The sequence below is a fragment of the Aeromicrobium piscarium genome (assembly GCF_007421815.1).
GTDB lineage: Bacteria > Actinomycetota > Actinomycetes > Propionibacteriales > Nocardioidaceae > Aeromicrobium > Aeromicrobium piscarium.
Genome location: NZ_VLNT01000001.1, coordinates 462,510 through 485,961 on the forward strand (window position 1 = coordinate 462,510; position 23,452 = coordinate 485,961).

Here is a 23,452-nt window from a genome sequence, read left to right on the forward strand (position 1 = left end):
CTAACCTGGTCCTATGACCATCACCGTCAACATCCACGAGGCCAAGACGCAGATGTCGCGGCTCGCGCGTGCCGTCGAGGCCGGGGAGACGGTCATCGTCGCCCGCGCCGGCACGCCGATCATGGAGTGGCGGTCCGTGCGTCCGCGCGCGCCATTGTTCGGTTCGATCCCCGGTTTCGGCGGGCCGGGCTGGGAGGAGGCCTTCACCGAGGAGGCCGATGCCGAGGTCCGTGCCATGTTCGACGAGGATCTCGGGCTCGATGATCCTGCTTGACACGCACGTCCTGCTCTGGGTCCTGCGCGGAGAGGATCGTCTGGGTTCGAACGCGGCCCAGTCGATCGCCACTCGTCACCCCGCGCACTACTCGTCGGTCAGCGTGATGGAGATGACGATCAAGGCGATGCAGGGCCGGCTGGAGATCCCCGGCGGTGTGTGCGTGGTCCTCGATGATGTCGGACTTCGGCAGCTGCCCTGGGTCGGTGAGCATGCCGAGGCGATGGGGGAGTTCCCCGAGCTCGCCGGACACGACCCCTTCGACCGTGCGCTGGTGGCGCAGGCGGCCGCCGAGCAGCTGACCTTCCTGACGGCCGACCGGCGGCTGCTGGCCCTCGATCGGCCGTGGATCCTCGACGCCACCCGCTGAGGATCACGAGCGGAGGTCGAGCCGCATCAGCACCCGGGGGAAGCCGTTCAGCACCGATGTGGTGTCTGCCCCGTGGGCGAAGCCGGCGTGCTCGAACAGTGCCCGTGTGCCCACATAGGCCATCGTGAGATCGACCTTCTCGCCCCCGTTGTCGACCGGGTAGGCCTCGACTGCCGGGCGCCTTGGAACCGGGCGAAGTCCACCGCTCCGGCCACGAGGTCGTGGCTGATGCCCTGCCCGCGGTGGCCGGGGCGGACCCGCACGCACCAGAGCGACCAGACATCGAGATCGTCGACGTGGGGGATCCGGCGGTTCGTGGCGAAGCTCGTATCGGCGCGTGGATGGATGGCCGCCCAGCCGACCACCTCGTCGCCGTCGTAGGCCAGCACCCCGGGTGGTCCGCCGGCCATCAGCTCGCGGACGCGGTCCCCGCGTGCGGGACCGGAGAGCGAGCGGTTGACCCGTCCGGGCACCCGGTAGCTCAGGCACCAGCAGACATTGGCATCGGGCCGTTTGGGCCCGACCATCGTGGCCACGTCATCGAATCGCGTGGCGGGTACGACTCTCACCAGCTCAGCATCGCAGACATCCGGTCCCTGACTTGTGCGTGATGCAGCTCTCATCCTAGGGTGATCTTTGACGGTGGCGTCAACGTCAACGCTCGAGACGAGGAGAAGGAAACGCGATGAAGAGACCGACCATGTCGCGCTGGGAAGCGGGACTGTTGCTGGGAATCGTGGCGTACGCCGTGGTCGCCTATCTGCCGTGGACGCACGAGACGACGCTCGCGCGCGTCAGCGTCTTCGCGTGGATGATGTTCGGGCTGATGATCGTCGCTCCGCTGCTCGGGCTCATCGTGGCGCTGGCCGACAAGGACGGTGAGTGAGCATGGCCATCGCGATCGTCGTCCTCTACTTCATGGTCCTCGTCGTCATCGGGGTCATGGCCCACCGTCGGGTGAAGGGTTCCACCGACGAGTTCTTCGTCGCCGGGCGCAGCCTCGGCACGTTCACCAACTCCTGGGCCTTCCTGGCCTCGCTGGCCAGCGGCGGCTCGGTCCTTGCGACCGTGGGCACCGGACTGGCACTCGGCTGGCCCTATGGGTCGGCCCTCCTCGCCGGCGCGCCGGTCGGCTTCGTCGTCGCGTCGATCCTCGTGGCGCGCCCGTTGCGTCAGCTGGGGCGCTACACCGTGCCGGACTATTTCCGCTGGCGGTACAACAGCAAGATCATCGCCTGGACCGTGCCGATCATCATCGTGCTGGCGAGCTCGGCGTATATCGTCGCCCAGCTCAAGGGCGCCAGCATCGTGGCCACCTATGTGCTTGGCGTGGACTACCGGTGGGGGCTGTGGGGTGCGGGCATCGCCTTCGTCCTCTACGTGGCGATCGGCGGCTTCCTGTCGGTCACCTGGAATGACATCTTCCAGGGCATCCTCATGGTCGCGGCCGTCGCGGGATTCGCGGTCGCGGTGCTGACGGCGATGGACGGCTACGGTGCGAGCTACAACGAGGCGATGGACCGGTTCCCGAACCTGGGCGCCTTCGCCGCGCTGCCCATGGCCTCCTATGTCGGAGCGCTGGTGACCTGGGCGGCGGCCATCTCGGTCACGCCGCACGTCATCATGCGGGTGTACTCGTCCAAGGACGTGCGGTCGGCGCGCATCTCGCTCAATGTGGCGATGCTGATCTTCGGTGCCATGATGCTGATGATCACCTTCGTACTGACACCGGGCGCGGCCGTCCTGATGGGCGATATCGACCTCTCCGATCCGGACGCCGTCTTCTTCGCTCTCTCGGAGACCGTGCTCAATCCGCTGATGCAGGGCATCATCGCCGCCGCGGTCCTCGCCGCGATCATGTCGACGACGGCCGGCCTGCTGATGGCCTGCAACTCGGCCGTGGCGCACGACATCTACGCGACCTTGCTCAAGCCCGATGCCAGCGAGAAGTCGATCGTCCGCGTGGCCGGAGCGACCACATGGGTCATCGGTCTGATCGCGATCGTGCTGGCGATGAACCCGCCGGAGTTCCTGGTGGTGCTCTACACCGCGGCGGTCGGCCTGCTCGCCGCGTCGTGCTTCGCCCCGATGGTGCTCGGCATCTGGTGGTCGAAAGCCACGACCTCCGGAGCGATCGCCGGTCTCCTCGCCGGATCGATCTCCTTCGCCGTCGCCTTCATCGGGTTCGACATGCCGGCCTCGTCCGAGGTGCTCATCGGCCTGCCGCTCTCGATCGTCGCGATGGTCGTCGTGAGCCTCGTGACCAAGCCGGCCGAGCACGAACATGAGTCCGAGGAGGACAGTGCACCCGTCCACGTGTGAGCCGGCCGGAAACACGGGAGGGGTCCGTCACCATGGTGGCGGACCCCTCCCGTGTTGCGTCGGCGCCCCACCCCGCCCTTGGCGGTAGACTCTCAACCTTTCCGCCGCGCCGCCGGTAGCTGATCAACCTTTCGCACGTGATGGCGGTAGTCGGTCAACCTTTCCTGGCCCGAATGGGGTCGCTGCCCTACCGCTGCTCACCGGCGGGTGCGGTGGTGTGGGGTGGCGGGGTGGCGGTAGGGCAGCAACGTTATCCGCGTCTGATGGGGTTGATGATGTACCTCTCGCATGGGGGAGGGGTTGACCAACTACCGCCGGTGCCCGGAAGGGAAAAGGTCGGCCGCCCCTCGTAGAGGGACGGCCGACTCGGAGTTGAGCTGCTCAGCGGTTGAGGGCCGCGGCATCCTCGGCGAGCTCGTGCTTGCGGACCTTGCCGGTCGCGGTCATCGGCAGGGCGCCGATGACCTTGACGAGCGGCACCTTGTACGTCGCCATGTTCTCGCGGCTCCAGGAGACCAGCTCCTCGGCCGTCACCGTCGCCCCCTCAGCCGGCAGCACGAAGGCCACCGGACGCTGGCCGGAGTCCGGATCATCGGTTGGGACCACGGCCACGGACTCCACCAGCGGATGCTGGGCGAGCAGCACCTCGATCTCGGCGGGGAACACGCTCATGCCCTTGACCTTGATCATCTCCTTGCGGCGGCCGAGGTAGTGCAGCAGGCCCTGCTCGTCGATGCGGCCGTTGTCGCCGGTGTGGATCCAACCGTCGACGAGCTGGTCGGCCGTCGCCTCGGGGTTGCGCCAGTAGCCATCGGTCACCGAGGGGCTGCGGACGATGATCTCGCCGACCTCGCCCAGCGGCAGGGGAGTCTGGGTGCCGAACTCGACGACCGCGATATCGGTCCCCGGCACGGGCAGGCCGCAGAATACCGGCTCGGCCAGGAGATCCTCGTCGTCGGCGGCGAAGCCGTAGGGCACGCAGTCGATCGTGTGGGTCTCCGTCATGCCGTAGGACGACTCGCGCAGCGTCCCGCTCGACGGTGCTGCGGCGGCCCAGTCGGCGCGCACCTGCGGGGTCATCTTGCGGACGAAGGACACGGCCTGGGGGTCGACCAGCGACGACAGGTCGCGCTCGCCGATATCGGGGCGTGCCATCAGCTCCAGGTAGTTCTCCACCGTGCCGGTCATGACGCTGACGCCGAAGGCCTCGATCGCGTCCAGCGTCGTCGCCGCGTCCCAGCGCGCCATCAGCACGCTCGTGCCGCCCAGCACGAAGGGCAGCAGGATGCCGAGATCCTCGCCGGCGATCCAGAAGATCGGCAGATAGCACAGGCTGGTGAAGCCGGGCTCGGCGGAGAGCTGGGTCGCCGTGGTCGCCGACGCGGCGGTGTAGAGCATGTGCCGCTGGGTGTGCTGGCAGCCCTTCGGCAGGCCGGTCGTGCCGCCGGTGTAGTTGAGCGCGGCGAGGGCATCGAGGTCGCCGTCGTCCCCGGTGAACGGCTCGTGGGCGATGGCATCGGCCCATCCGTCCTCGACGATCAGCACCGGCACCGGGCTGTCGAGGCGGGGCTGTACCTCCTCCACGGTCGACGCGAGCGCACGGTTGGTGAGGACCAGCCCCGGTTCCGCATCGCGCAGCTCATGGGTGAGCTCGGCCGGTGCGAACATCGGGTTCACGGGGACGTGCACGGCACCGAGGCGCAGGATGGCCAGGAAGGCGATGACGAACTCGGGGCTGTTGCCGAGGTAGACCGCGACACGGTCCCCGCGCGAGATGCCCTGGTCTGCCATCCACCCGGCGAGCCGGCGATGCAGGTCGTCGAGCTCGGGATAGGTGAAGGCGGTGCCCTCGAAGGTCAGCGCCGTGGTAGCGGGACGCTGCGCGGCCCAGTGGCTGACGTGGGCCGGGATGGTGATCTCACCGGCCGGGTAGACGACGTGATCGGGGATCTCGGCGGGACGGCGGCGTGCCTGCAGCTGTCGTAGATCGGCGATGTAAGAGTCGAGATCGGTGGTGCTCACTGGTCGCTCGCTCATGGGGGAGTCCTCTCTCACCAGGTGTCGATATAGCGGGTGCCGCGTTCGGCGGGGGTGTGCTGGCCGAGGGTCGCGAGGATCCACCGCCGTGAGTCGGCGGGATCGATGACCTCGTCGAACTCGTGCTTCATGGCGCCGTTGATGGCCTTGCCGGTCTCATAGTGCTCGTCGATCAGCTGCTGATAGCGGCGCTCACGCTGGCCGGGATCGGTGATCGCGTCCAGCTCCTTGGAGAAGCCGAGGCGCACCGCTCCTTCCAGGCCCATGCCGCCGATCTCTCCGGTGGGCCATGCGATCGTCGCGATGGTGGCCATGAAGCTGCCGGCAGCCATCGCCTGGGCTCCGAGCCCGTAGCCCTTGCGCAGCACGATGGTCATGACCGGCACTCGCAGATGCGAGGAGATGACGAACAGCCGGCTGAAGTGGCGGACCGTGGCGGTCTTCTCCGATTCGGGCCCCACCATGAAGCCCGGGGTGTCGCAGAGCGACACGACCGGGAGGCCGTGCGCATCGCACAGCTGCAGGAAGCGGGCCATCTTGTCGGCGCCATCGGCGTCGATCGCGCCGCCCAGGTGGGCTGGGTTGTTGGCGATCAGGCCGACTGCCCGGCCTTCGATCCGCACCAGGGCGGTGATGGCGCCAGGGGCGAAGCCGGCGCGCAGCTCCAGCACGGAGTCGTCGTCCGCGAGGAGCTCGATGAGCCGGCGGATGTCGTAGACCTGCTTGCGGTTCTCACCGATGGCATGACGCAGCCGGCGCTGGTCGGCGGCGGTCCACTCGGCGGTCCGGCCGGTGAAATAGGAGAGATAGCGCTGTGCGGCCCTGATCGCGGCGGTGTCGTCCTCGACGAGGATATCGACCACGCCGTTGGCGGACTGGACGTCCATCGGACCGATGTCCTCAGGGGAGAACTGGCCGAGGCCGCCGCCCTCGATCATCGCGGGACCGGCCATGCCGAGGTTGGCGTCCTCGGTGCCGATGATGACATCGCAACAGCCCAGTAGGGCGGCGTTGCCGGCGAAACAGCGGCCGGTGACGATGCCGATCGTCGGCACCAGCCCGCTCAGGGAACCCATCGCGGCGAAGGTCGTCACATTGAGTCCGGCCGCGGAGATGTCGGAGGTGTCTGTGTCGCCGGGGCGCCCGCCGCCGCCCTCGGCGAAGAGCACCAGCGGCACCTCGCGCTGTCGGGCGACCTGGATCATCCGGTCGGTCTTCTTGTGGTTGTAGTACCCCTGGGTGCCTGCCAGCACCGTGTAGTCGTAGGCGAGTACGGCGCAGTCGACCTCGTCGATCCGGGCCAGGCCGGTGATGATGCCGTCTGCGGGAGTGTTGGCGATGAGGTCGTCGATATCGCGCCGGCTGCGTTGTGCCGCGACCGGGAAGGTGCCGTATTCCAGGAAGCTCTCGGCGTCGACGAGGGCGTCGATGGACTCGCGGGCGGTGAGGTGGCCCTTGGCGTGCCGTCGTGCCACCGCCTCGGGGCGGGCGGCGTCACGGGTCTGGGCAACGCGGTCGCGCAGCTCGGCCAGATCGGGCCGGACGTGGTCGAGGTCGTGCTCGGCGGCCTCCTCGTCGGCATCGTGCTCGGCGGCCTCGCTGATGTCGAGGCGTGCGATCAGCTGGCCGGCGGCGACCTGCTCGCCGACGTGCACCAGCACCTCCGTCACCGTGCCGGGTGCGCCCGCGGTCACCGGGTGCTCCATCTTCATCGACTCCAGGGTCACGATGCTGCGCCGTGGTCCGACGCTCGTGCCGGGCTCGACGTCGACCGAGAGGACGGTGCCACCGAGGGGAGCGGCCACCTCGCCGGCGGTCGCGGGGGCGTCGGGGGCCTCGAGGGCGAGCCGCTCGTCGAGGTAGGCGGTCGTCATCGTGCCCTCGGTGACCACAGGGTCGATGAGGATCTCGCGCAGCAGCCCGATGTTGGTGCCGACACCGTCGAGGACGAGGCCGTCGAGGGCCTTGACGGCATCCGCGCAGGCGGCCGCGAAGTCCCCCTCGGTGACGGTGACGACCTTGGCGAGGAGGGAGTCGAAGGTGCCGTCGACGACCGTCCCGTTGGTCACATAGGTGTCGACGCGCGCGCCGGTAGGCAGTTCGACATGCTCGATCGTGCCCGTCGTCGCGCTCAGCGTGCCATTCACCACCTGTTCGGCGTTGACCCGCGACTGGATCGCGAAGCGGCCGGCGGGCGGCGCGACCGTGCGGTCGGCGACCCCGAGATCGCCCAGTGTGCGGCCGGTGGCGACCTGGAGCTGGAGGGTGACCAGGTCGGTGCCGAGCAACTCCTCGGTGATCGTGTGTTCGACCTGCAAGCGGGGGTTCACCTCGATGAAGACGTGATCGAGCTCGCCGGTGCGGACGAGCTCGTCGGCATCGACGAGGAATTCGACGGTGGCGAGTCCGCGGTAGTCCAGCGGGTCGAGCAGTGCGAGCGCGTCGGCCATGAGGCGCTCGCGATGCGCATCCGTCAGCGCCGGGCTCGGAGCGATCTCGAGGACCTTCTGGTGGCGACGCTGGACGCTGCAGTCGCGTTCGGCGAGCGCGGCGGTGCGGCCCTGGCCGTCGCCGATCACCTGCACCTCGATGTGCCGGGCGGCCGGCATCAGCCGCTCGGCGTAGACATCGCCACGGCCGAAGGCGCGCTGTGCCTCCGAGGAGCAGCGCGCGACGGCGCTCTCGAGCTCTTCGAGATCGGTCACCGCGCGCATGCCGCGGCCGCCGCCCCCCACGACCGCCTTGACCATGACGCCGGCCGGATGCTTCGCCAGCAGGTCGGCGACCTGTCCGGTGTCGGCGGGGGAGGGGGTCGAGGCCAGCACGGGCACGCCGACCGACCGCGCGTGGTCGCGGCTCGCTCCCTTGTCGCCGAAGAGCTGCAGCGCTCCGGCGTCGGGACCCACGAAGACGAGACCCGCGGACGCGCAGGCCTCGGCCAGCTCAGGGCTCTCGCTGAGGAATCCGTAGCCGGGATGGATGGCCTCGGAGCCGGTCTGGCGGGCAGCCTCGATGATCGCGCCGACGTTCAGGTAGCCGCTCACGCCGGAGTCCGGCAGCCGGTGGGAGGACGGGTCCAGGGAAGGCTCGCCGGCAGCGTGCACGTGCTGCGGGACCCATCCGAGGGAACGGACCGCACGGGCGATACGGACGGCGATCTCGCCTCGGTTGGCGATGAGGACCTTCATTGCGGACTCCTGCTGCTCGTGGTGTCGACCACTGTGAGCATACCGCCGTTGACGTCAACGTCAACGGCTAGTGTGGGTCCATGTCGAGTACCGGGTGGACCACGCGCGAGGCGCATGATCGAGTCGACTCCCCGCGGCGGGCCGAACTGCTGACGGCGGCGCGGTCGGTCTTCGAGCGATTGGGCTACGGCGCGGCGACGATCGCCGACATCACCGCCGAGGCGGGCGTGAGCCGAGCGACCTTCTATGTGTACTTCGCGTCGAAGGCCGAGGTCTTCGCCGTCCTGGCCGAGCAGGTGCGCGATGCCTTCCTCGAAGCGCAGCGCGTCAGCGCGGCGGAGGACGACGACATCCTGGCCGTCCTCCGCCGTACGACCGGCACCACGCTCGAGGTGGTGGTGGAGTATCGCTCGCTGATCGTGGTGCTCGACCACCAGTCGCTGGCCGATGAGGACATCGCGCGAGTCTGGAATCCGATCCGTCGCAGTGCCCGGGAGCGCACCGCCCGTTATCTGCAGCGGGCGGTGGACGATGGTCGTATCGATCCCGTTGCCGATCCGCAGATGCTCGCCTTCATGGGCGCCGGGATGAACGATGAGCTGGCGCCCCTGATCGCTGCCGGCGAACTCACTCCGGACGGGGCCGTCGAGCGGATCATGGGTATTTGGGAAGCGGTGCTGCGTCAGCGGCGCCGGTGATCCTCAGCGCGGATGCTCGGTGAAGCGGCCGATGGACTCGGCGACGCAGATCGGCTTGTCGATGCCCTCGGCCTCGAAGTACTGCGTGGTGACGATCTGCGCGGCGTCATCGCCCGCGCGGTCCACGCGGGTCACGGTCGCCCGCATCCGCACGCGGCTGCCGACCGGGCGCGGGTGGGGGAACCTGACCTTGTCGTATCCGTAGTTGAGGCTGTGCAGGAAGCCGTCGAAGGCCATCAGCTCCTCCATCATCGCTGGTCCGAGGGACAGGGTGAACAGGCCGTGGCCGATGGTCTGACCGAAGGGGCCGGCCGCCGCGCGGTCGGGGTCGACGTGGATCCACTGGTGATCCCCGGTCACATCGGCGAAGCGATCGATGTCGTCCTGGGTGAGGGTGTGCCAGGAGCTCGGGCCGAGCTCGGAGCCGACGAGTTCTTCCAGCTCGGTGATGGTCGTGGGGCGCAGGGGTGCGGTCATGAATCCTCCTGTGTTGAATGTGAGTTCAAGTTTGACATAGGTGGCGAGCCACGTCACACTCGATCGCGGCGGTGCAGTCCGCCGTGATCGGACTGCCGTCGCCCGAGGAGAGGGGTTCTGAGTGGACAACGCGCGCGACCTGAGGGAGCGGGTCGACGACCTGCTGTTCCAGCACGATCCAGGACGGCTGTCCACCGAGGAGTTCCTCGGCGCACGCTTCGATGCCGGACTCGCCTGGGTGCACTTTCCCGAGGGCCTCGGCGGGCTGGGGCTTCCCCGGGAGCTGAACGCCATCGTCGAGGAGCGCCTCGCCGAAGCGGGCGCGCCCGCGCCCGATGCCTCCCGCAACGGGATCGGCCTGGGGATGGCCGCGCCCACGCTGCTCGCCTTCGGCACCGAGGAGCAGCAGCGCCGCTACCTGCGACCGCTGTTCACCTGCGAGGAGATCTGGTGCCAGCTGTTCTCCGAGCCCGGGGCGGGGTCGGATCTCGCCGCTGTCGCCACCCGCGCCGTACCCGACGGCGACACCTGGGTCGTCGACGGCCAGAAGGTCTGGACCTCCGGTGCTCACAACGCGCAGCGCGCGATCCTGGTGGCCCGCACCGATGTGCACGTGCCGAAGCACGCCGGCCTCAGCTACTTCGTCGTCGACATGTCCGATCCCGGCCTGGACGTCCGGCCGCTGCGCCAGATCACCGGCGAGGCCGAGTTCAACGAGGTCTTCCTGAGCGGCGTCCGGGTGCCCGATGCCGACCGGATCGGTGCGGTCGGCGAGGGCTGGAAGGTCGCCACGACGACCCTCAACAACGAACGTGTCGCGATCGGCGCCGGGGCCGATCGGGAGGCCGGCCAGATCGGTCTCGTCGCGCGCCGCTGGCGCGAGGAGCCGGAGCTCCGCACCGCGGCGGCCCACGAGGAGCTCCTGCACTGGTGGGTCGAGTCGGAGGTCACGCGCATCGCCGGTGAGCGGGTGCGGCAGCAGCTCGCGGCCGGTCAGCCCGGACCGGAGAGCTCGGCGATGAAGCTGGCCTTCGCCCAGCAGGCCCAGGCCATCACCGGCTTCGCCCTCGAACTCGACCCCGATGCCGGCCTGCTGTACGACGACTGGACGATGGTCCGCTCGGCCTCCGCGTCCTTCCTCGGGCGCGAGCCGGGCTTCCGCTATCTGCGCGCCAAGGGCAACTCGATCGAAGGCGGCACCAGCGAGATCATGCGCAATGTCATCGCCGAGCGGGTGCTCGGCCTGCCCGCCGAACAGCGCCCTGACAAGGGCGTCCCCTTCAACGAGGTGCCGCGATGAGCAGAGAGGTGTGGGCATGAGCGATCTGTTGTACTCCGATGTCGAGCTGTCGCTGCGCGACAGCGTCCGCGCCGCGCTCAAGCGTCGTGCCCCGCAGGAGGCCACGGCCCGTCTCTACGACGATCCGTCCGCCGATCGGTCGGCGGCCTGGGACGCGCTCGCCCGCGACCTGGGGCTCGCGGGTCTCCTGATCTCCGAGGACCACGGCGGCGCCGGTGCGAGCGCACGGGAGGCCGCGGTGGTCCTCGAGGAGATCGGCCGCGCGGTCGCGCCCGTGCCGTTCCTGACCAGCGCGGTCATCGCCACGACGGCTCTCGCGGTCGCCGGCGATGAGACCGTCCTGTCGCGGCTGGCGGCGGGCGAGGTCACGGCGGTGCTCGTGCTCCCGTGGAGCGCCCGGGCCGGTGCTTGGCAGGCCGGAGAGCCGGGGGCGGACATCGGCCCGGTCGCCGGGGCCCTCGATGCCGATCTCTTCGTGGTGCCCGTGGCGGGCGACGACGAGCTGGAGCTGCGGGTCTACTCCCGCGACGAGGTCGAGACGACCGCGCTGACCTCCCTCGACATGAGCCGTCAGCTGGCGACGGTCCGGACGAAGGGCGACGGCCGTCTCGTCCTCGGCGGGACGAGTGCCGTCCAGGCGGTCGACGAGGCGCTCTCCACCGGACAGGCGTTGCTGGCCAGCGAGCAGTACGGCATCGCGTCCTGCTGCCTCGAGGCGACCGTGGACTACGTCAAGACCCGTATCCAGTTCGCCCGGCCCATCGGCTCCTTCCAGGCGATCAAGCACCGGCTGGCGGATCTCTTCCTCCAGGTCACCCAGGCCGGGGCGGTGGCGCGCTATGCCGCCGACACGCGGGCACGTGGCGACGAGGACGCCGCCACGGCACAGGCGCTCGCGCAGGCCTACTGCTCCGATGTCGCCGTCCATGCCGCCGAGGAGGCCTTGCAGCTGCACGGTGGCATCGGCATGACGTGGGAGCATCCCGTGCACCTCTATCTCAAACGAGCCAAGGCCGATCAGTTGGCGCTGGGCACCCCTGCCGTCCACCGCGCCGATCTCGCCGATCTCGTCGACCTGCCCGCCTGACCGACTAGGAGCATCCATGGACCTCGATACCCTCTTCTCCCTCGACGGGCGCACGGCCATCGTCACCGGTGGCTCGCGCGGCATCGGCAAGATGATCGCCGAGGGCTATGTGCGTAGCGGCGTGCGCGTCTACATCACGGCCCGCAAGGCCGACGAATGCGAGGCCACCGCCCGCGAGCTGTCGGAGCTGGGCCACTGTGTGGCGCTGCCCGGTGATATCTCGACGACCGAGGGCATCGCCGATCTCGTCGCGCGGTACGGCGAGCTCGAGGACTCCCTGGACATCCTCGTCAACAACGCCGGTGCGGCCTGGGGCGCACCCTTCGCGGAATTTCCCGAGTCCGGCTGGGACAAGGTCATGGACTTGAACGTGAAGACGCCGTTCTTCCTCACGCAGGCGCTCGCTCCGTTGTTCGCCCGGCGCAATGGCGATCATCTGGCCAAGGTCATCAACATCGCCTCGATCGACGGCATCTCGCTCAACCCACAGGAGACGTACTCCTATCACGCCTCGAAGTCCGCGGTCATCCAGCTGACGCGGCGGATGGCGGTTCGGCTCGTCGAGGACGGCATCGTGGTCTCGGCGATCGCGCCGGGCGCCTTCGCCTCGCGGATGAACCAGGATGCCCGCGATCGTGCCGACGAGGTCGTGACCGGTGTCCCCTCGGGACGTATCGGCACGCCCGAGGACATGGCGGGTGCCGCCATCTACCTGGCCTCTCGTGCGGGTGACTACGTCGTGGGCTCGACTCTGGTCGTCGACGGCGGTGTCACGCACGCCCGCTGAGCGATGCGGTCGCCCGGCTCGGGCAAGATGGGTGCGGTGCGCCGCCGGACGGCGTGACGAGCAAGGAGGCGCGCGTGGCTGAGGACGACAACCGACGGACACCGGTCACCCCACGGGGTGCCCGGACCCGGCAGGCGCTCATCGACGCCGCCCGGGTCGTGTTCGAGCGCGACGGCTATCTCGACGCGCGGCTGACCGACATCACGGCGGAGGCCCGCTGCTCGACAGGGTCGTTCTACACCTATTTCACCAGCAAGGAGGAGATCTTCGCCGCCGTCATGGAGATGACGAAGAACGAGATGCTCCATCCGGGGGTGTCGAGGGTCAGTGAGGACGACGACCCGGTGGCGGTGATCGCGGCCAGCAACCGGAGCTATTTCGAGAGCTACCGCCGCAATGCCAAGCTGATGCAGCTGCTGGAGCAGGTGGCCAATGTCGATCCGCGGGTGCGGGAGGTGCGCCAGGAGCGCGCGCGGGCCTTCGTGGAGCGCAACGCCCGCAGCATCGCCGACCTGCAGGAGCGCGGGCTCGTCGACCCCGACCTCGACTCGCTGGTGGCCTCGTGGGCGCTGTCGAGCATGGTCAGCCGACTAGCGTTCAGCGCCTTCGTCCTGAAGGAGATCCCCGATGGCGATCACCTCGTCGACACCTGCACCCGGTTGTGGTGCAATGCGCTACGCCTGTGACGGGTGAGACATGAGCGAGGGGCGGCGGGGATGACTCCCCGCCGCCCCTCGTGATCGGGCTGGACGTCAGCCGGCCGCGACGCTCTCGCGCATCCGCTTGAGCTCGCCGCGGGCGATGGTGCGCTTGTGCACCTCGTCGGGTCCGTCGGCGATCCGCAGCGTCCGCTGGTGCGCGTAGAAGCCCGCGAGCGGGACGTCATCGGTGACGCCGGCGCCGCCGTGCACCTGGATCGCCCGATCGATGATCTTGAGGGCCACCTGCGGGCCGGCGACCTTGATGGCCGCGATCTCGGTCCGCGCCTTCTGGTTCCCGACGGTGTCCATCAGCCAGGCGGTCTTGAGGGTCAGCAGTCGGATCATCTCGATATCGATGCGGGCCTCGGCGATCCAGTCCTGGATATTGGAGCGGTTGGCCACCGGCTCGCCGAAGGTGACGCGTTCCTGCGCGCGGCTGATCATCAGGTCCAGTGCGCGCTCGGCCATGCCGATCGAGCGCATGCAGTGGTGGATCCGCCCCGGCCCGAGGCGCGCCTGGCTGATCATGAAGCCGTCGCCCTCGCCGGCCAGCAGCGCCGTTGTCGGCACCCGGACGTCCTCGAAGAGAATCTCGGCATGACCCTCGCGGTCCTGGTAACCGAAGACCGGCAGCCCGCGCACGATGGTCACCCCGGGGGTGTCGAGCGGCACCACCATCATCGACTGCTGGCGGTGGGTCGCCGCCTGCGGATCGGTCTTGCCCATGACGATGAGGACCCGGCAGTTCGCGTGCAGCGCATTCGAGGCGAACCACTTGCGCCCGTTGAGCACGTACTCGTCACCGTCGCGGGTCATCGAGAGCTGGACATTGGTGGCATCGGAGCTGGCGACGGCCGGCTCGGTCATGCAGAAGGCCGAGGCCATCTCGCCCGCCAGGAGGGGCTTGAGGTACTTCTCCTTGTGCTCATCGGTGCCGAAGAGCTGGAGCACCTCCATGTTGCCGGTGTCGGGGGCATTGCAGTTGCAGGCCTCGGGGGCCAGATGCGGGCTCCGGCCCATGATCTCCGCGAGCGGGGCGTAGTCGAGATTGCTGAGACCGGGCGAGCCCCACTCCTCGTTCTGGTGGGGGTGGAAGAGGTTCCACAGGCCACGCGAGCGGGCCTCGGCCTTGAGCTCCTCGAGCACCGGCGGGTGGAAGTTCGGATTGCCCGACTCGGCCATCTGCGTGTGATAGACGCTCTCGGAGGGGTAGACGTGCTCGTCCATGAAGGCGAGCAGCTTGTCCTGATATTCGCGGCTGCGCTCGGAGAAGGTGAATTCCATGGTGTTCCTCTCGGTCGCCGGCGATCTTCGCCGGCTCGGGGTCAGGGGGTGTGCCAGCCTTGGGGGAAGGTCGGCGTCTGCTTGTCGACGAAGGCGCGCACGGCGGCGATGTGATCGGCGGTGAGCCCGGTCTGCTTGTGACGGGGCACCTCGGCGTCCATCGAGGAGTCCAGGTCCACCAGTGGTGCCTCGAGCAGGTTGAGCTTCATGCCCTCCAGCGCGTGCGAGGGGCCTTCGGCGAGCTGCCGCGCGAGCTGTGCGGTCCGTTCGTCGAGGTCGTCCTCCTCGACGAGCCAGTTCAGCAGTCCGAGTCCGACCGCCTCCTCGCCACGTACGCGGGGGGAGAGGAACATCAGCTCACGGGCCTTGGCGGGTCCGACCAGGTGATGCAGCAACCAGGCGGCGCCGAAGTCTCCGGCCAGTCCGACCCCCGCGAAGGCGGTCGCGAAGACGCTGCGCGGTGTGCCGATGCGCAGGTCGGCCGCGAGCGCCAGTCCCAGGCCGGCTCCGGCCGCCGCGCCGCCGATCGAGGCGAGCACCGGCTTGGGAAAGCGGTGGAGGGCACCGACGGTGCGTCGCTGGTGTTCCTGCTGAGCCCGGATCGCGTCGAGGTCGACCTGCTCGGCGCCATTGCCCTCACCGCCGCGCTCATCGAAGTCGCGGACATCGCCGCCGGAGCAGAAGGCTCGCCCCGCGCCCCGGATGACGACGGCGCCGACGTCGGACGAGGTGCTCATCGCGTCGAGCGTCGAGGCGAGGCCCTCGATCATCTCCACGGAGAGGGCATTGCGCCGATCGGCGCGGTTGAGGGTGATCGTCCCGACACCGTCGGCGATCTCGCTGAGGACGTGCGGCTCCTGCTCCATCGGCCTGCCTTCGAAAAATAAGATGAGTTCAAGTTCAACTTGGACGGTAGTCGTCCGGCGCGGGATCGGTCAAGACGGTGTCCGGGTCGCTGCTCAGGGGCGGGTGACCGAGAGGATGCGGAACCCCTTCGCGCTCGCCTCGCGACGGGTAGGGAAGCCCTGCTGCTCCAGCCAACGCTGCAGGGAGTCGGCGCCGAGGTTCTTGCCCACCACCAGTCGCGCCTCACCGGAGCGGGACAATCGCGGCAGCCAGGTCAGCAGCAGCTCGTGCAGCGCCTCCTTGCCGATGCGGATCGGGGGATTGGACCAGATCGCATCGAAGGTCACGTCGGCCGGTACCTCGTCCGGGCGGGCGGCGCGCACCGCGAGCGCGTGGCGCTCAGCATTGCGGCGGGTCAGGTCGAGCGCGCGCTCGTTGACGTCGACGGCCCAGACGTCGAGCCCCTCTCCGGCCAGGGAACAGGCGATCGGGCCCCAGCCGCAGCCGAGGTCGAGGACGGTGGCCGGGGCGAGCGGGGGCGTGCTGTGCTGGAGCAGCAGGGCCGTCGCCTTGTCCAGCGCGCCGTGGGCGAAGACCCCGCCGGAGGTCGTGTACCGGCGCTGGGTGCCCCATACGGTGACCGTCGTCTCGCGCTCGTCGGCCGCCGACGACGGGTCGGCCTCGAAGTACTGCTCACCCACCGTCCCAGACTAGGCCGTGCGCCCCGCGGCCACCTGGGGCGGTGTGTGGTCAACCAGGCGGGCCGGCGCCGGTGGCTGGTGGCTCACCACTCGATCGGCGGGCGGGGGACCGGTGTTGATGGCTCACCGCCCCCGGGTTGGCGTCAGCGAGTTTCGTGCTCGGCGAGCCAGGCCTTGCGGACCCGTGGCTTGGCGACGGCCAGCCACGCCTCGGTCAAGAGCTCGCGCAGTTCGTCGGCGTCGGCCTCTCCCGGGCGGACGAGCACAGCATTCGTGCCGAACTTCCGGAAGTGGTCGATCGTGTAGTACGGCGCATCGGGATCGCCGAGCAGGGCCTCGAGCTCATCCGGGGCGACCTTGAACGCTACCGAGCCGGGACTGTCCGGGGCGTCGCGCCACCAGGCGACCAGCACACCTCCGGCCTTCACCGCCGGCATGTTCCAGGTGGTCGTGAGCTCGGTCGAGGGGAACTCCAGCAGGTAGGCCACGATCTCGTCCCAGGTCATGGCTCAGTGTGGCACCGACTGCGCCCAGCGGTCGAGGAGCTCGCGTTGCCCGGCGACGATGCGCTCGCCGGCCTCGGCAGGGGAGAACCAGGCGACGCGGTCGACCTCGGGGAAGTCCTGTTCCTGTCCGGATCTCGGTGGCCAGACCATCGTGAAGGTGCCGGGGTTGATCGTCGCCGGATCGAGATCGTGCTCGACCGTCCAGGCGTGGACGATCTTGCGGGACTGCCGGATCGTGCCGAGCGAGATGTAGGGTCCGTCCGGTGCCGGCAGGCCCAGCTCCTCGGTGAACTCGCGTAGCGCGCACGCCAGCGGCTCCTCGTCCGACTCGATCTCGCCCTTGGGGATCGACCACGCTCCGGCGTCCTTGCGCGACCAGAAGGGCCCGCCCATGTGCCCGAGGAGGATCTCGGCGATGTCCGCCCGCCGGCGGTACAGCAGCAGCCCGGCGCTCTCGACGGTCATGAGCGGCTCACGGCCGCCCGTCGCGGCGCTGTCGTGCCTCGGTGACCCGCGCGGCGAGGCCGTCGGCATCGGGATACCGCACCTCTTCGAGGACGAGGCCGTGGGCGGGCATGACCTTCACGCGCGGGTCACGTCGCCCCGCAGCCAGGATCTCGGCGGCGAACTCGGGCGGGTACCGGCGCTCGCCGACGGCCACGAGGCAGCCCATGAGCGAGCGCACCATCGAGTGGCAGAAGGCATCGGCGCGGACGGTGGTCGCCAGCGTCTCCCCGCCGCGGACGGTCCGCAGATCCAGCAGCGTGCGGATGGTGGTGGCGCCGTCACGCCGCTTGCAGAAGGCGGCGAAGTCGTGCTCTCCGAGCAGGTGCCGCGCGGCGGCGTTCATCAGCTCGACGTCCAGCGGCCGGGGCTGCGCCACGATCATGCCCCGGGCCAGCGGATCGGGGCCGGCCGGGTGGTCGGTCATGCGGTAGACATAGCGGCGTTCGAGGGCGGCGAAGCGCGCGTCGAAGTGCTCGGGAGCCTGCGTGACGGACTTGATGCGGATGTCCGCGGGGGCGATCCGGCGCAGCCGCCGCTCCACCACGCCCGGATGCGAGTCGACGTCCACGTGGGCCACCTGGCCTCGTGCGTGCACCCCGGCGTCGGTGCGCCCGGCGCAGGTGACGGCGGGCGGTTCGGGCAGTCGCAGCACGGTGCGGAGAGCCTGTTCCAGCTCGCCCTGCACGGTGCGCAGGCCGGGCTGGGCTGCCCACCCCTTGAAGTCGGTTCCGTCGTAGGCCAGGTCGATCCGCATCCGCATCCGCACCGCACCATCCTAGAGGCCGTCCTCGATCCGGTCGTGGCGCTGGCGGGATGGTCGTTCGGGTGGGTTTTCGTCTGGCCTTCTCGGGTGGATCGGTGCGCGGCGCAGGGCCCGTGAGCGCCGTTTCTGCTCTGGTCCCAGGGGAAAAGCGGGCTCTCGAAACTCTACTCGAGAATCTATTGACTTTAAAAAAAATCTATGATGCATAGTTGAAACAAGATTCAGTTATGAGTAGGGTCACACCACCGCTTGACAATGTGATCTACCTCATAGCCCTTGGAGTGGCCATGTCTCTCAAGAAATTCACCGCTGCCGGCGCCGCGCTCGCTCTGTCATTGGGTCTCGCGGCCTGCGGGTCGGACGATCCCGCCGCCGAGGGCGATGCGGCTCCGACGCCGATCAGCGTCTACTACACGTCGCCATTGGCCGGATACTCGATCATCCAGGTGGCGGACGACCAGGATCTCTTCCCCGATGACATCGATGTGTCGGTGGAGGGCGGAGACTCCACCGTCGGCGTCACCCTCGCCTCCAGCGGGCGCGTGCAGATGTACCTCAACACCGCCCCGATGACCGAGAACATCGCGCACGGGGGAGCGGCCCTCGCCTGGGCCGCCACCTGGACCGAGGGCATGAACACGCTCTTCATCGGTCGCAACGGGGTCGAGTCCCTCGAGGACATGAAGGGACGCTCGCTCGGCATCGTGCAGCCGGGGCTCACCCTCTCGGTGATCGCCAACGACGCGCTGATCGACGCTGGTCTCTCCCAGGACGACTACAAGTCGGTCTCCCTCGGCACCGTGCCGGCGCTGGCCGGGGCCTTCGCCGCCGGCACGGTCGACGGGGTCGTGCTCGATCGCATCACCGCCCAGCGACTGCTCTCGGAGGTCGACGGCTCGGTGGAGCTCTTCGACTACTACGACGGAACCCCCTTCGTCGGCAGTGGCGTCAGTGTGAACACCGACTGGCTCGAGGAGAATCCCGAGGCGGCGACCTCCTTCCTCGAAGGCCTCCAGGCCGCCCTCGACTTCATGAGCGAGAACCCTGAGGAAGCCAAGAAGTCGATCAGCGCGATGACGGGTATCACCGATGCCGCTGCACTCGACGCCGCCTATCAGGACTTCATGGATCACTCCACCGACACGCTGATGCCGGTCTCCGAGGAGCAGATGAACGCCTCGATGAGGATGCTCCGCAATGAGGGCAATGACTGGGCCACGGACGAGTTCGGTGCCTCCGTCGTCATCGACCCGTCCTATGTCGAGCAGGCGCTCGAGCGGTGAGCGCGGTGACCATCGAGACGCCCCCGGCGACCGCCGGACCAGCACCGGGAAGGCGGCGGCGCACGCGTAAGCCCGCCTCGCGCTCCGCCCTCTCCACCCGCAGCCGACTGCTCCTCGGCGGAGCCGGACTGGTCGGCGTCATCGCGCTCTGGGAGATCGCCAGCAGGCTCGGGTGGGTCGACCCGCTCGTGGCGAGCTCACCCTCGGGAGTGGCCACCAGTGCGGTCGACCTGATCGAGAACGGCACCCTGCTACCGGCCATGGGATCCACCTTGCGGCTGTTCCTCATCGGCTTCGGCATCTCGCTGGGAGCCGGGCTCATCATCGGCACCCTGTGCGGCTGGTACCAGCGGATCGACGCGGTCCTCGACCCGTGGATCTCGATCCTCTACGCCAGTCCACGCATCGCCTTCCTGCCCCTGATCGCCGTCTGGTTCGGGCCGGGCTTCCTCGGCCAGCTCGTCGTCGTGATCCTGATCGCCGTCTTCCCGATCATCATCAACGTGGCCTCCGGGGTGCGGGCGATCGACCGCGACCACCTCCGGATGGCACAGAGCTTCGGCGCCACCAATCGCGACGTGCTGCTCAAGATCGCGCTTCCCGGCGCGATCCCCGCCGTCGCCTCGGGCATCAAACAGGGCATGATGCAGGGCCTTCTCGGCGTGGTCGTCGCGGAGTACTTCCTCGGTAACACGGGCATCGGCGGACTGATCTTCCAGGCCGGCCTGATGCTGCGCACCGGTGAGGCGCTGCTCGGCGCGGTCATCTTCGCCGCCGCGGCACTCGCCCTGTCCTCCGCGCTGCGCAAGGTCGAGTCCAAGCTCGACCGCTGGCGCACCGCCTGACCCTCCCGACAGAAAGGAGACGACCATGGCTGACCCCATTGTCCGCGTCGACGACCTCGTCGTGTCGTTCCCCAGCCGGACCAGCAAGACCCCGGTGGAGGTGATCTCCGGTGCCGATCTCACGGTCGAACGCGGATCGTGTGTCGTGATCATCGGCCCCTCAGGCTGCGGCAAGAGCACCATCTTGAGCTGCATCGCCGGGCTGACGCCCTATGCGGGCGGCTCCATCACCGTCGACGGCGATCGCGTCGACGGTCCGGACGACCACTCCTCGGTGGTCTTCCAGCACGCCTCGCTGCTGCCCTGGCGGACCGTGCTCGGCAATGTCGAGTTCGGTCTGGAATCGCGGCGGCAGATCCCGAAAAAGGAGATCAGGGCACGAGCGATGGAGGCCATCGAGGCGGTCGGCCTGGCCGGCTACGAGGACCACCATCCGCACCAGATCTCCGGCGGCATGCAACAACGCGTCAACCTCGCCCGTGCCTTCGCGGTGCGCGCGCCGCTGACGCTCATGGACGAACCCTTCGGCGCCCTGGACGCCCTCACCAAGGAGCTCATGCAGGACGAGCTGATCCGGCTCATGTCCATGGTCTCCAGCAGCACCGTGTTCATCACCCACGACATCCGCGAGGCCATCTACCTCGGCGACAAGATCCTCGTGATGTCGGCCCGCCCCGGCACCATCATCGCCGAGTTCGACAGCCCCTTCGGAGCCGATCGCACCCGCGCCATGACCGAGGACCGACGCTTCGACGAGCTCGAGAGCTCGCTGCGCGATCTCCTCGGCCACACCACAGAAGAGGTCCTCACATGAACGACGTCCACGACCGCACCGTCATCGTCACCGGAGCCAGCGGAGGGATCGGCCGCTCGATCGCGGTCGACGCCGCACGGCACGGATGGCATGTGGTCCTCGCCAGCCGCGCGAGGGACGGGCTGGAGGCCACCGCCGAACGCATCCACGCCGACGGGGGAGCGGCCTCGATCCACCCCCTCGACGTCACCGATGCCGACCAGATCGAGGGCCTGCGCCGCCAACTGGCCGATGACGGGCGTACGGTGCACGGCCTGGTCAACAACAGCGGCATCGCCGGGCCCTCGCGTCCGCTGTGGGAGATCGAGGACGGCGAGTGGGATGCGTGCATCGCAGTCAACCTGCGCGGGGTGTTCCTCATGTGCCGGGCCTTCCTGCCCGCGATGATCGAGGCCGGTGCCGGATCGGTGGTCAACATCGGATCGATCTCCGGCAAGAACCCCCTGCTCCATCGGTCTGCGTACACGGCGAGCAAAGCCTCCCTCATCGGGCTGACGAAGACCGCCGCGGCCGATGCGGGCCCGCGGGGCGTCCGGGTCAACCTCGTCTCGCCCGGCGGCGTCGCCGGCGAGCGGCTCGACTGGGTGATGGAGAAGCAGTCCGAGGCCCTCGGCCAACCGCAACAGGCGATCCGCGAACGACTCACCAGCCAGTCGGCGCTCCACCGCTTCGTCGAGCCCGAGGAGGTCGCCGCCGCAGTGACCTTCCTGCTCTCGGACGAGGCCGCCGGCATCACCGGTATCGACGTCACGGTCGCCGCCGGCTTCGTCATGAACTGAATCCCCCATCTCACACCCGCACCGCAGAGGAGAACCACCATGCCGAAGATCACCCAGCTGCTGGACGGCATCCCCGCCGTCTCCGACCAGGGACAGGTCGGATTCTGCGCCGTGGCGCTGATCGAGGGCGAGGACCGCGATGGAGCCCTCCGGCGCATCGTCGTCGACACGGCCCACTGCGGCCGCCGTGTCCTCCTGGTCGACTCGCTGGCCAAGCTCGGTCTGAGCACCCTCGACATCGACTATGTGCTGAGCACCCATGCGCACTGGGATCACATGCAGAACATCGACCTGTTCAGCAACGCCACGATGCTCATGCACGGTGAGGAGCGCAGGTACGCGCACGATCCGGCCGTCGACGACTGGGCGACCCCGTCGTGGACGGGATATGTGCTCGAGCAGCTCCCGATCCAGGAGGTCGGCGAGGGGCACGAGATCATCCCGGGTGTCAGCGTGATGGAGATGGCCGGACACACCGTCGGCAGTATCGGCGCGACCGTCGAGACCGAGGAGGGACTCGCCGTCCTCACCTCCGATGCCTTCCATCTCGCCTCGGTGGCCAAGACCAAGGTCAACCCGCTGGTGTTCTGGGATGAGAAGGCGGCGACGGCCTCCATCGAACGGGTCATCGAGACGGCCGATCTCATCTATCCGGGCCACGACGCACCGTTCCGCGTACTCGCCGGCGGCGAGGTGGAGTATCTCAAGACGCTGTCCTTCGGCATCGCCGGCATGAAACCCGCCGAACTCTCGGTCGAGCAGGCGCTGCCGCCCACGATGATGCCGGGACGACAGGATCCGGCGCGTATCGAGGAGTGGCGCCGGCGGGGTGCGGAGCGCATCGACGAACGGAGCCCCGTCGCCTACGACGCGGGCCTGGCCCCGGTGCCGTCCCACGACTGGGAATTCGTCAAGTGAACGAGCCGGAAGAGGACACCGCCCAGACCGTCCACGCAGCCGCCGAGCGGTATCGCAACTGGGGCCGCTGGGGTCCGGACGATCAACGCGGGACGCTCAACTTCATCACCCCCGACAAGGTGCTCGAGGCCGCGAGCCTCGTGCGCCGCGGCGATGTCGTCTCACTGGCGCTGCCCTTCGACGCCACCGGACCACAGACCGGGGAGCTCGGCCGCGTCAACCCACTGCACACGATGACCTTCACCGGAACGGATGCCGCTGCCGGGGTGCAGGACTTCCTCCCGCACGGCTTCGGCGCCGCCGATGACACGATCACCATGCCGTTGCAGTGCGGCACCCAGTGGGACGGTCTCTCGCACATCTTCGACCGCGGCAGGATGTGGAACGGGTACCCGGCCACGGACGTCACCGGACTCGACGGAGCACGGCGCAACGGTATCGAGCAGGTGGCCGACGGATTCGTCTCGCGCGGCGTGCTGCTCGACCTCGCGCGGCACTGCGGTCTGTCCTCGCTCGACCCCGGTTTCGCGATCACCGAGCGGCTGCTGCTCGAGTGCATCGACGCCCAGGGTGAGAGCGCACGCATCGGCCGGGGAGACATCGTCCTGGTGCGCACCGGCTTCCTCGGGGCACGCCGGCGGGACGGCTGGGGCGACTACGCCGGCGGTGACGCGCCGGGTCTGTCCTTCGACACCGCCGATTGGCTGTATCGCACGGAGATCGCGGCGATCGCCACCGACACCTGGGGCGTGGAGGTGCGGCCCAACGAGCTGGCGGACTCCTTCCAGCCGTTGCATCAGGTGATGGTGCCGAACATGGGGCTCTTCGTGGGGGAGATCTTCGCCCTCGACGACCTGGCCGCGCGCTGCGCGGGGGACGGCGTGTACGACTTCCTCTTCGTGGCTCCTCCCTTGCCCGTGACCGGCGCCGTCGGCAGCCCGGCCAATCCGCAGGCGATCAGGTGA

At 68.9% G+C, this 23,452-nt stretch carries 25 protein-coding genes; 15 read left to right on the forward strand and 10 right to left on the reverse strand.

Annotation, left to right across the window (positions count from 1 at the left end; translation table 11 throughout):
• Positions 1-13 precede the first annotated feature (13 nt).
• Positions 14-274 (forward strand): type II toxin-antitoxin system Phd/YefM family antitoxin, encoded by a 261-nt coding sequence (locus FNM00_RS02425; RefSeq protein WP_143911405.1) that lies wholly within the window; start codon positions 14-16, stop codon positions 272-274.
• The gene (locus tag FNM00_RS02430; protein ID WP_185972934.1) at positions 261-644 is read left to right on the forward strand and encodes a type II toxin-antitoxin system VapC family toxin; all 384 of its coding nucleotides are present in this window, start codon (positions 261-263) and stop codon (positions 642-644) included. Before FNM00_RS02425 ends, FNM00_RS02430 begins: the two co-directional genes overlap by 14 nt.
• A gap of 47 nt (positions 645-691) precedes the next feature.
• Here the strand turns inward: FNM00_RS02430 and FNM00_RS02435 are convergent, their stop codons facing one another.
• Positions 692-1,213, reverse strand: a complete 522-nt coding sequence (locus tag FNM00_RS02435) for a GNAT family N-acetyltransferase (protein ID WP_246065031.1) — start codon at positions 1,211-1,213, stop codon at positions 692-694.
• Positions 1,214-1,329: 116 nt separating this feature from the next.
• Between FNM00_RS02435 and FNM00_RS02440 the strand changes: the two genes are divergently transcribed.
• On the forward strand, positions 1,330-1,530 hold the full coding sequence (locus tag FNM00_RS02440; protein ID WP_143911407.1) for a hypothetical protein: 201 nt from the start codon (positions 1,330-1,332) through the stop codon (positions 1,528-1,530).
• Between the two features lie 2 nt (positions 1,531-1,532).
• The gene (locus FNM00_RS02445; protein ID WP_221933542.1) at positions 1,533-2,966 is read left to right on the forward strand and encodes a sodium:solute symporter family protein; all 1,434 of its coding nucleotides are present in this window, start codon (positions 1,533-1,535) and stop codon (positions 2,964-2,966) included.
• 381 nt (positions 2,967-3,347) lie between these two features.
• On the opposite strand, the gene FNM00_RS02450 is transcribed toward FNM00_RS02445, so the two are convergent.
• Positions 3,348-5,003, reverse strand: coding sequence for an AMP-binding protein (locus FNM00_RS02450; protein ID WP_143911409.1), 1,656 nt, complete (start codon positions 5,001-5,003; stop codon positions 3,348-3,350).
• A 14-nt stretch (positions 5,004-5,017) separates the two neighbouring features.
• On the reverse strand, positions 5,018-8,191 hold the full coding sequence (locus FNM00_RS02455; RefSeq protein WP_143911410.1) for an acetyl-CoA carboxylase family protein: 3,174 nt from the start codon (positions 8,189-8,191) through the stop codon (positions 5,018-5,020).
• Positions 8,192-8,271: 80 nt separating this feature from the next.
• Here FNM00_RS02455 and FNM00_RS02460 point away from each other — a divergent pair, with 80 nt between their 5' ends.
• Entirely contained in the window at positions 8,272-8,889 is a 618-nt protein-coding gene (locus FNM00_RS02460; protein ID WP_143911411.1) for a TetR/AcrR family transcriptional regulator, read from the forward strand.
• A 3-nt stretch (positions 8,890-8,892) separates the two neighbouring features.
• Here the strand turns inward: FNM00_RS02460 and FNM00_RS02465 are convergent, their stop codons facing one another.
• On the reverse strand, positions 8,893-9,366 hold the full coding sequence (locus tag FNM00_RS02465; RefSeq protein WP_143911412.1) for a MaoC family dehydratase: 474 nt from the start codon (positions 9,364-9,366) through the stop codon (positions 8,893-8,895).
• A gap of 121 nt (positions 9,367-9,487) precedes the next feature.
• Between FNM00_RS02465 and FNM00_RS02470 the strand changes: the two genes are divergently transcribed.
• The 4 genes from FNM00_RS02470 (at position 9,488) to FNM00_RS02485 (ending at position 13,226) form a co-directional block, all read left to right on the forward strand.
• A complete protein-coding gene (locus FNM00_RS02470; RefSeq protein WP_143911413.1) occupies positions 9,488-10,666 on the forward strand; it encodes an acyl-CoA dehydrogenase family protein in 1,179 nt (392 codons plus the stop codon).
• Between the two features lie 16 nt (positions 10,667-10,682).
• Entirely contained in the window at positions 10,683-11,753 is a 1,071-nt protein-coding gene (locus FNM00_RS02475) for an acyl-CoA dehydrogenase family protein (RefSeq protein ID WP_143911414.1), read from the forward strand.
• Between the two features lie 16 nt (positions 11,754-11,769).
• A complete protein-coding gene (locus tag FNM00_RS02480; protein WP_143911415.1) occupies positions 11,770-12,540 on the forward strand; it encodes an SDR family oxidoreductase in 771 nt (256 codons plus the stop codon).
• Between the two features lie 74 nt (positions 12,541-12,614).
• Positions 12,615-13,226, forward strand: a complete 612-nt coding sequence (locus tag FNM00_RS02485; protein ID WP_143911416.1) for a TetR/AcrR family transcriptional regulator — start codon at positions 12,615-12,617, stop codon at positions 13,224-13,226.
• Positions 13,227-13,292: 66 nt separating this feature from the next.
• Here the strand turns inward: FNM00_RS02485 and FNM00_RS02490 are convergent, their stop codons facing one another.
• The 6 genes from FNM00_RS02490 to truA form a co-directional block, all read right to left on the reverse strand.
• Positions 13,293-14,525, reverse strand: a complete 1,233-nt coding sequence (locus FNM00_RS02490; RefSeq protein WP_143911417.1) for an acyl-CoA dehydrogenase family protein — start codon at positions 14,523-14,525, stop codon at positions 13,293-13,295.
• 41 nt (positions 14,526-14,566) lie between these two features.
• On the reverse strand, positions 14,567-15,391 hold the full coding sequence (locus tag FNM00_RS02495) for an enoyl-CoA hydratase-related protein (protein WP_143911418.1): 825 nt from the start codon (positions 15,389-15,391) through the stop codon (positions 14,567-14,569).
• A gap of 93 nt (positions 15,392-15,484) precedes the next feature.
• Positions 15,485-16,072, reverse strand: coding sequence for a class I SAM-dependent methyltransferase (locus FNM00_RS02500; RefSeq protein ID WP_143911419.1), 588 nt, complete (start codon positions 16,070-16,072; stop codon positions 15,485-15,487).
• Between the two features lie 143 nt (positions 16,073-16,215).
• Positions 16,216-16,578, reverse strand: a complete 363-nt coding sequence (locus FNM00_RS02505) for an MmcQ/YjbR family DNA-binding protein (protein WP_143911420.1) — start codon at positions 16,576-16,578, stop codon at positions 16,216-16,218.
• A 3-nt stretch (positions 16,579-16,581) separates the two neighbouring features.
• Positions 16,582-17,043 carry an NUDIX hydrolase gene (locus FNM00_RS02510; protein WP_143911421.1) on the reverse strand — a complete coding sequence of 154 codons (462 nt, stop codon included), beginning with the start codon at positions 17,041-17,043 and terminating at the stop codon, positions 16,582-16,584.
• Positions 17,044-17,050: 7 nt separating this feature from the next.
• Positions 17,051-17,845 carry a tRNA pseudouridine(38-40) synthase TruA gene (gene truA, locus FNM00_RS02515; protein ID WP_143911499.1) on the reverse strand — a complete coding sequence of 265 codons (795 nt, stop codon included), beginning with the start codon at positions 17,843-17,845 and terminating at the stop codon, positions 17,051-17,053.
• A gap of 290 nt (positions 17,846-18,135) precedes the next feature.
• On the opposite strand from truA, the gene FNM00_RS02520 reads away from it, so the two are divergent.
• Genes FNM00_RS02520 through FNM00_RS02545 form a run of 6 tightly spaced genes read left to right on the forward strand, consistent with a single transcriptional unit; the run spans position 18,136 to position 23,452 of the window.
• Positions 18,136-19,131: an ABC transporter substrate-binding protein gene (locus tag FNM00_RS02520; protein ID WP_185972935.1), complete on the forward strand. Its 996-nt coding sequence runs from the start codon at positions 18,136-18,138 to the stop codon at positions 19,129-19,131.
• Positions 19,128-19,976, forward strand: coding sequence for an ABC transporter permease (locus tag FNM00_RS02525; RefSeq protein WP_185972936.1), 849 nt, complete (start codon positions 19,128-19,130; stop codon positions 19,974-19,976). Before FNM00_RS02520 ends, FNM00_RS02525 begins: the two co-directional genes overlap by 4 nt.
• A gap of 25 nt (positions 19,977-20,001) precedes the next feature.
• A complete protein-coding gene (locus FNM00_RS02530) occupies positions 20,002-20,790 on the forward strand; it encodes an ABC transporter ATP-binding protein (RefSeq protein ID WP_143911424.1) in 789 nt (262 codons plus the stop codon).
• Positions 20,787-21,569 carry an SDR family NAD(P)-dependent oxidoreductase gene (locus FNM00_RS02535; RefSeq protein WP_143911425.1) on the forward strand — a complete coding sequence of 261 codons (783 nt, stop codon included), beginning with the start codon at positions 20,787-20,789 and terminating at the stop codon, positions 21,567-21,569. The genes FNM00_RS02530 and FNM00_RS02535 overlap by 4 nt, the downstream gene beginning before the upstream one ends.
• 39 nt (positions 21,570-21,608) lie before the next feature.
• Positions 21,609-22,487 carry an MBL fold metallo-hydrolase gene (locus FNM00_RS02540; RefSeq protein WP_143911426.1) on the forward strand — a complete coding sequence of 293 codons (879 nt, stop codon included), beginning with the start codon at positions 21,609-21,611 and terminating at the stop codon, positions 22,485-22,487.
• On the forward strand, positions 22,484-23,452 hold the full coding sequence (locus FNM00_RS02545) for a cyclase family protein (protein WP_246065032.1): 969 nt from the start codon (positions 22,484-22,486) through the stop codon (positions 23,450-23,452). Before FNM00_RS02540 ends, FNM00_RS02545 begins: the two co-directional genes overlap by 4 nt.

Bases quoted from the DNA above. Each gene is read 5' to 3' on its own strand.
- FNM00_RS02490 (WP_143911417.1), bottom strand. From the start codon at position 14,525: ATGGAATTCACCTTCTCCGAGCGCAGCCGCGAATATCAGGACAAGCTG.
- FNM00_RS02455 (WP_143911410.1), bottom strand. From the start codon at position 8,191: ATGAAGGTCCTCATCGCCAACCGAGGCGAGATCGCCGTCCGTATCGCC.
- FNM00_RS02510 (WP_143911421.1), bottom strand. From the start codon at position 17,043: ATGACCGTCGAGAGCGCCGGGCTGCTGCTGTACCGCCGGCGGGCGGAC.
- FNM00_RS02520 (WP_185972935.1), top strand. From the start codon at position 18,136: ATGTCTCTCAAGAAATTCACCGCTGCCGGCGCCGCGCTCGCTCTGTCA.
- FNM00_RS02480 (WP_143911415.1), top strand. From the start codon at position 11,770: ATGGACCTCGATACCCTCTTCTCCCTCGACGGGCGCACGGCCATCGTC.
- FNM00_RS02445 (WP_221933542.1), top strand. From the start codon at position 1,533: ATGGCCATCGCGATCGTCGTCCTCTACTTCATGGTCCTCGTCGTCATC.
- FNM00_RS02425 (WP_143911405.1), top strand. From the start codon at position 14: ATGACCATCACCGTCAACATCCACGAGGCCAAGACGCAGATGTCGCGG.
- FNM00_RS02440 (WP_143911407.1), top strand. From the start codon at position 1,330: ATGAAGAGACCGACCATGTCGCGCTGGGAAGCGGGACTGTTGCTGGGA.
- truA (WP_143911499.1), bottom strand. From the start codon at position 17,845: ATGCGGATGCGGATCGACCTGGCCTACGACGGAACCGACTTCAAGGGG.
- FNM00_RS02460 (WP_143911411.1), top strand. From the start codon at position 8,272: ATGTCGAGTACCGGGTGGACCACGCGCGAGGCGCATGATCGAGTCGAC.
- FNM00_RS02475 (WP_143911414.1), top strand. From the start codon at position 10,683: ATGAGCGATCTGTTGTACTCCGATGTCGAGCTGTCGCTGCGCGACAGC.
- FNM00_RS02530 (WP_143911424.1), top strand. From the start codon at position 20,002: ATGGCTGACCCCATTGTCCGCGTCGACGACCTCGTCGTGTCGTTCCCC.
- FNM00_RS02465 (WP_143911412.1), bottom strand. From the start codon at position 9,366: ATGACCGCACCCCTGCGCCCCACGACCATCACCGAGCTGGAAGAACTC.
- FNM00_RS02450 (WP_143911409.1), bottom strand. From the start codon at position 5,003: ATGAGCGAGCGACCAGTGAGCACCACCGATCTCGACTCTTACATCGCC.
- FNM00_RS02505 (WP_143911420.1), bottom strand. From the start codon at position 16,578: ATGACCTGGGACGAGATCGTGGCCTACCTGCTGGAGTTCCCCTCGACC.
- FNM00_RS02495 (WP_143911418.1), bottom strand. From the start codon at position 15,391: ATGGAGCAGGAGCCGCACGTCCTCAGCGAGATCGCCGACGGTGTCGGG.
- FNM00_RS02540 (WP_143911426.1), top strand. From the start codon at position 21,609: ATGCCGAAGATCACCCAGCTGCTGGACGGCATCCCCGCCGTCTCCGAC.
- FNM00_RS02535 (WP_143911425.1), top strand. From the start codon at position 20,787: ATGAACGACGTCCACGACCGCACCGTCATCGTCACCGGAGCCAGCGGA.
- FNM00_RS02430 (WP_185972934.1), top strand. From the start codon at position 261: ATGATCCTGCTTGACACGCACGTCCTGCTCTGGGTCCTGCGCGGAGAG.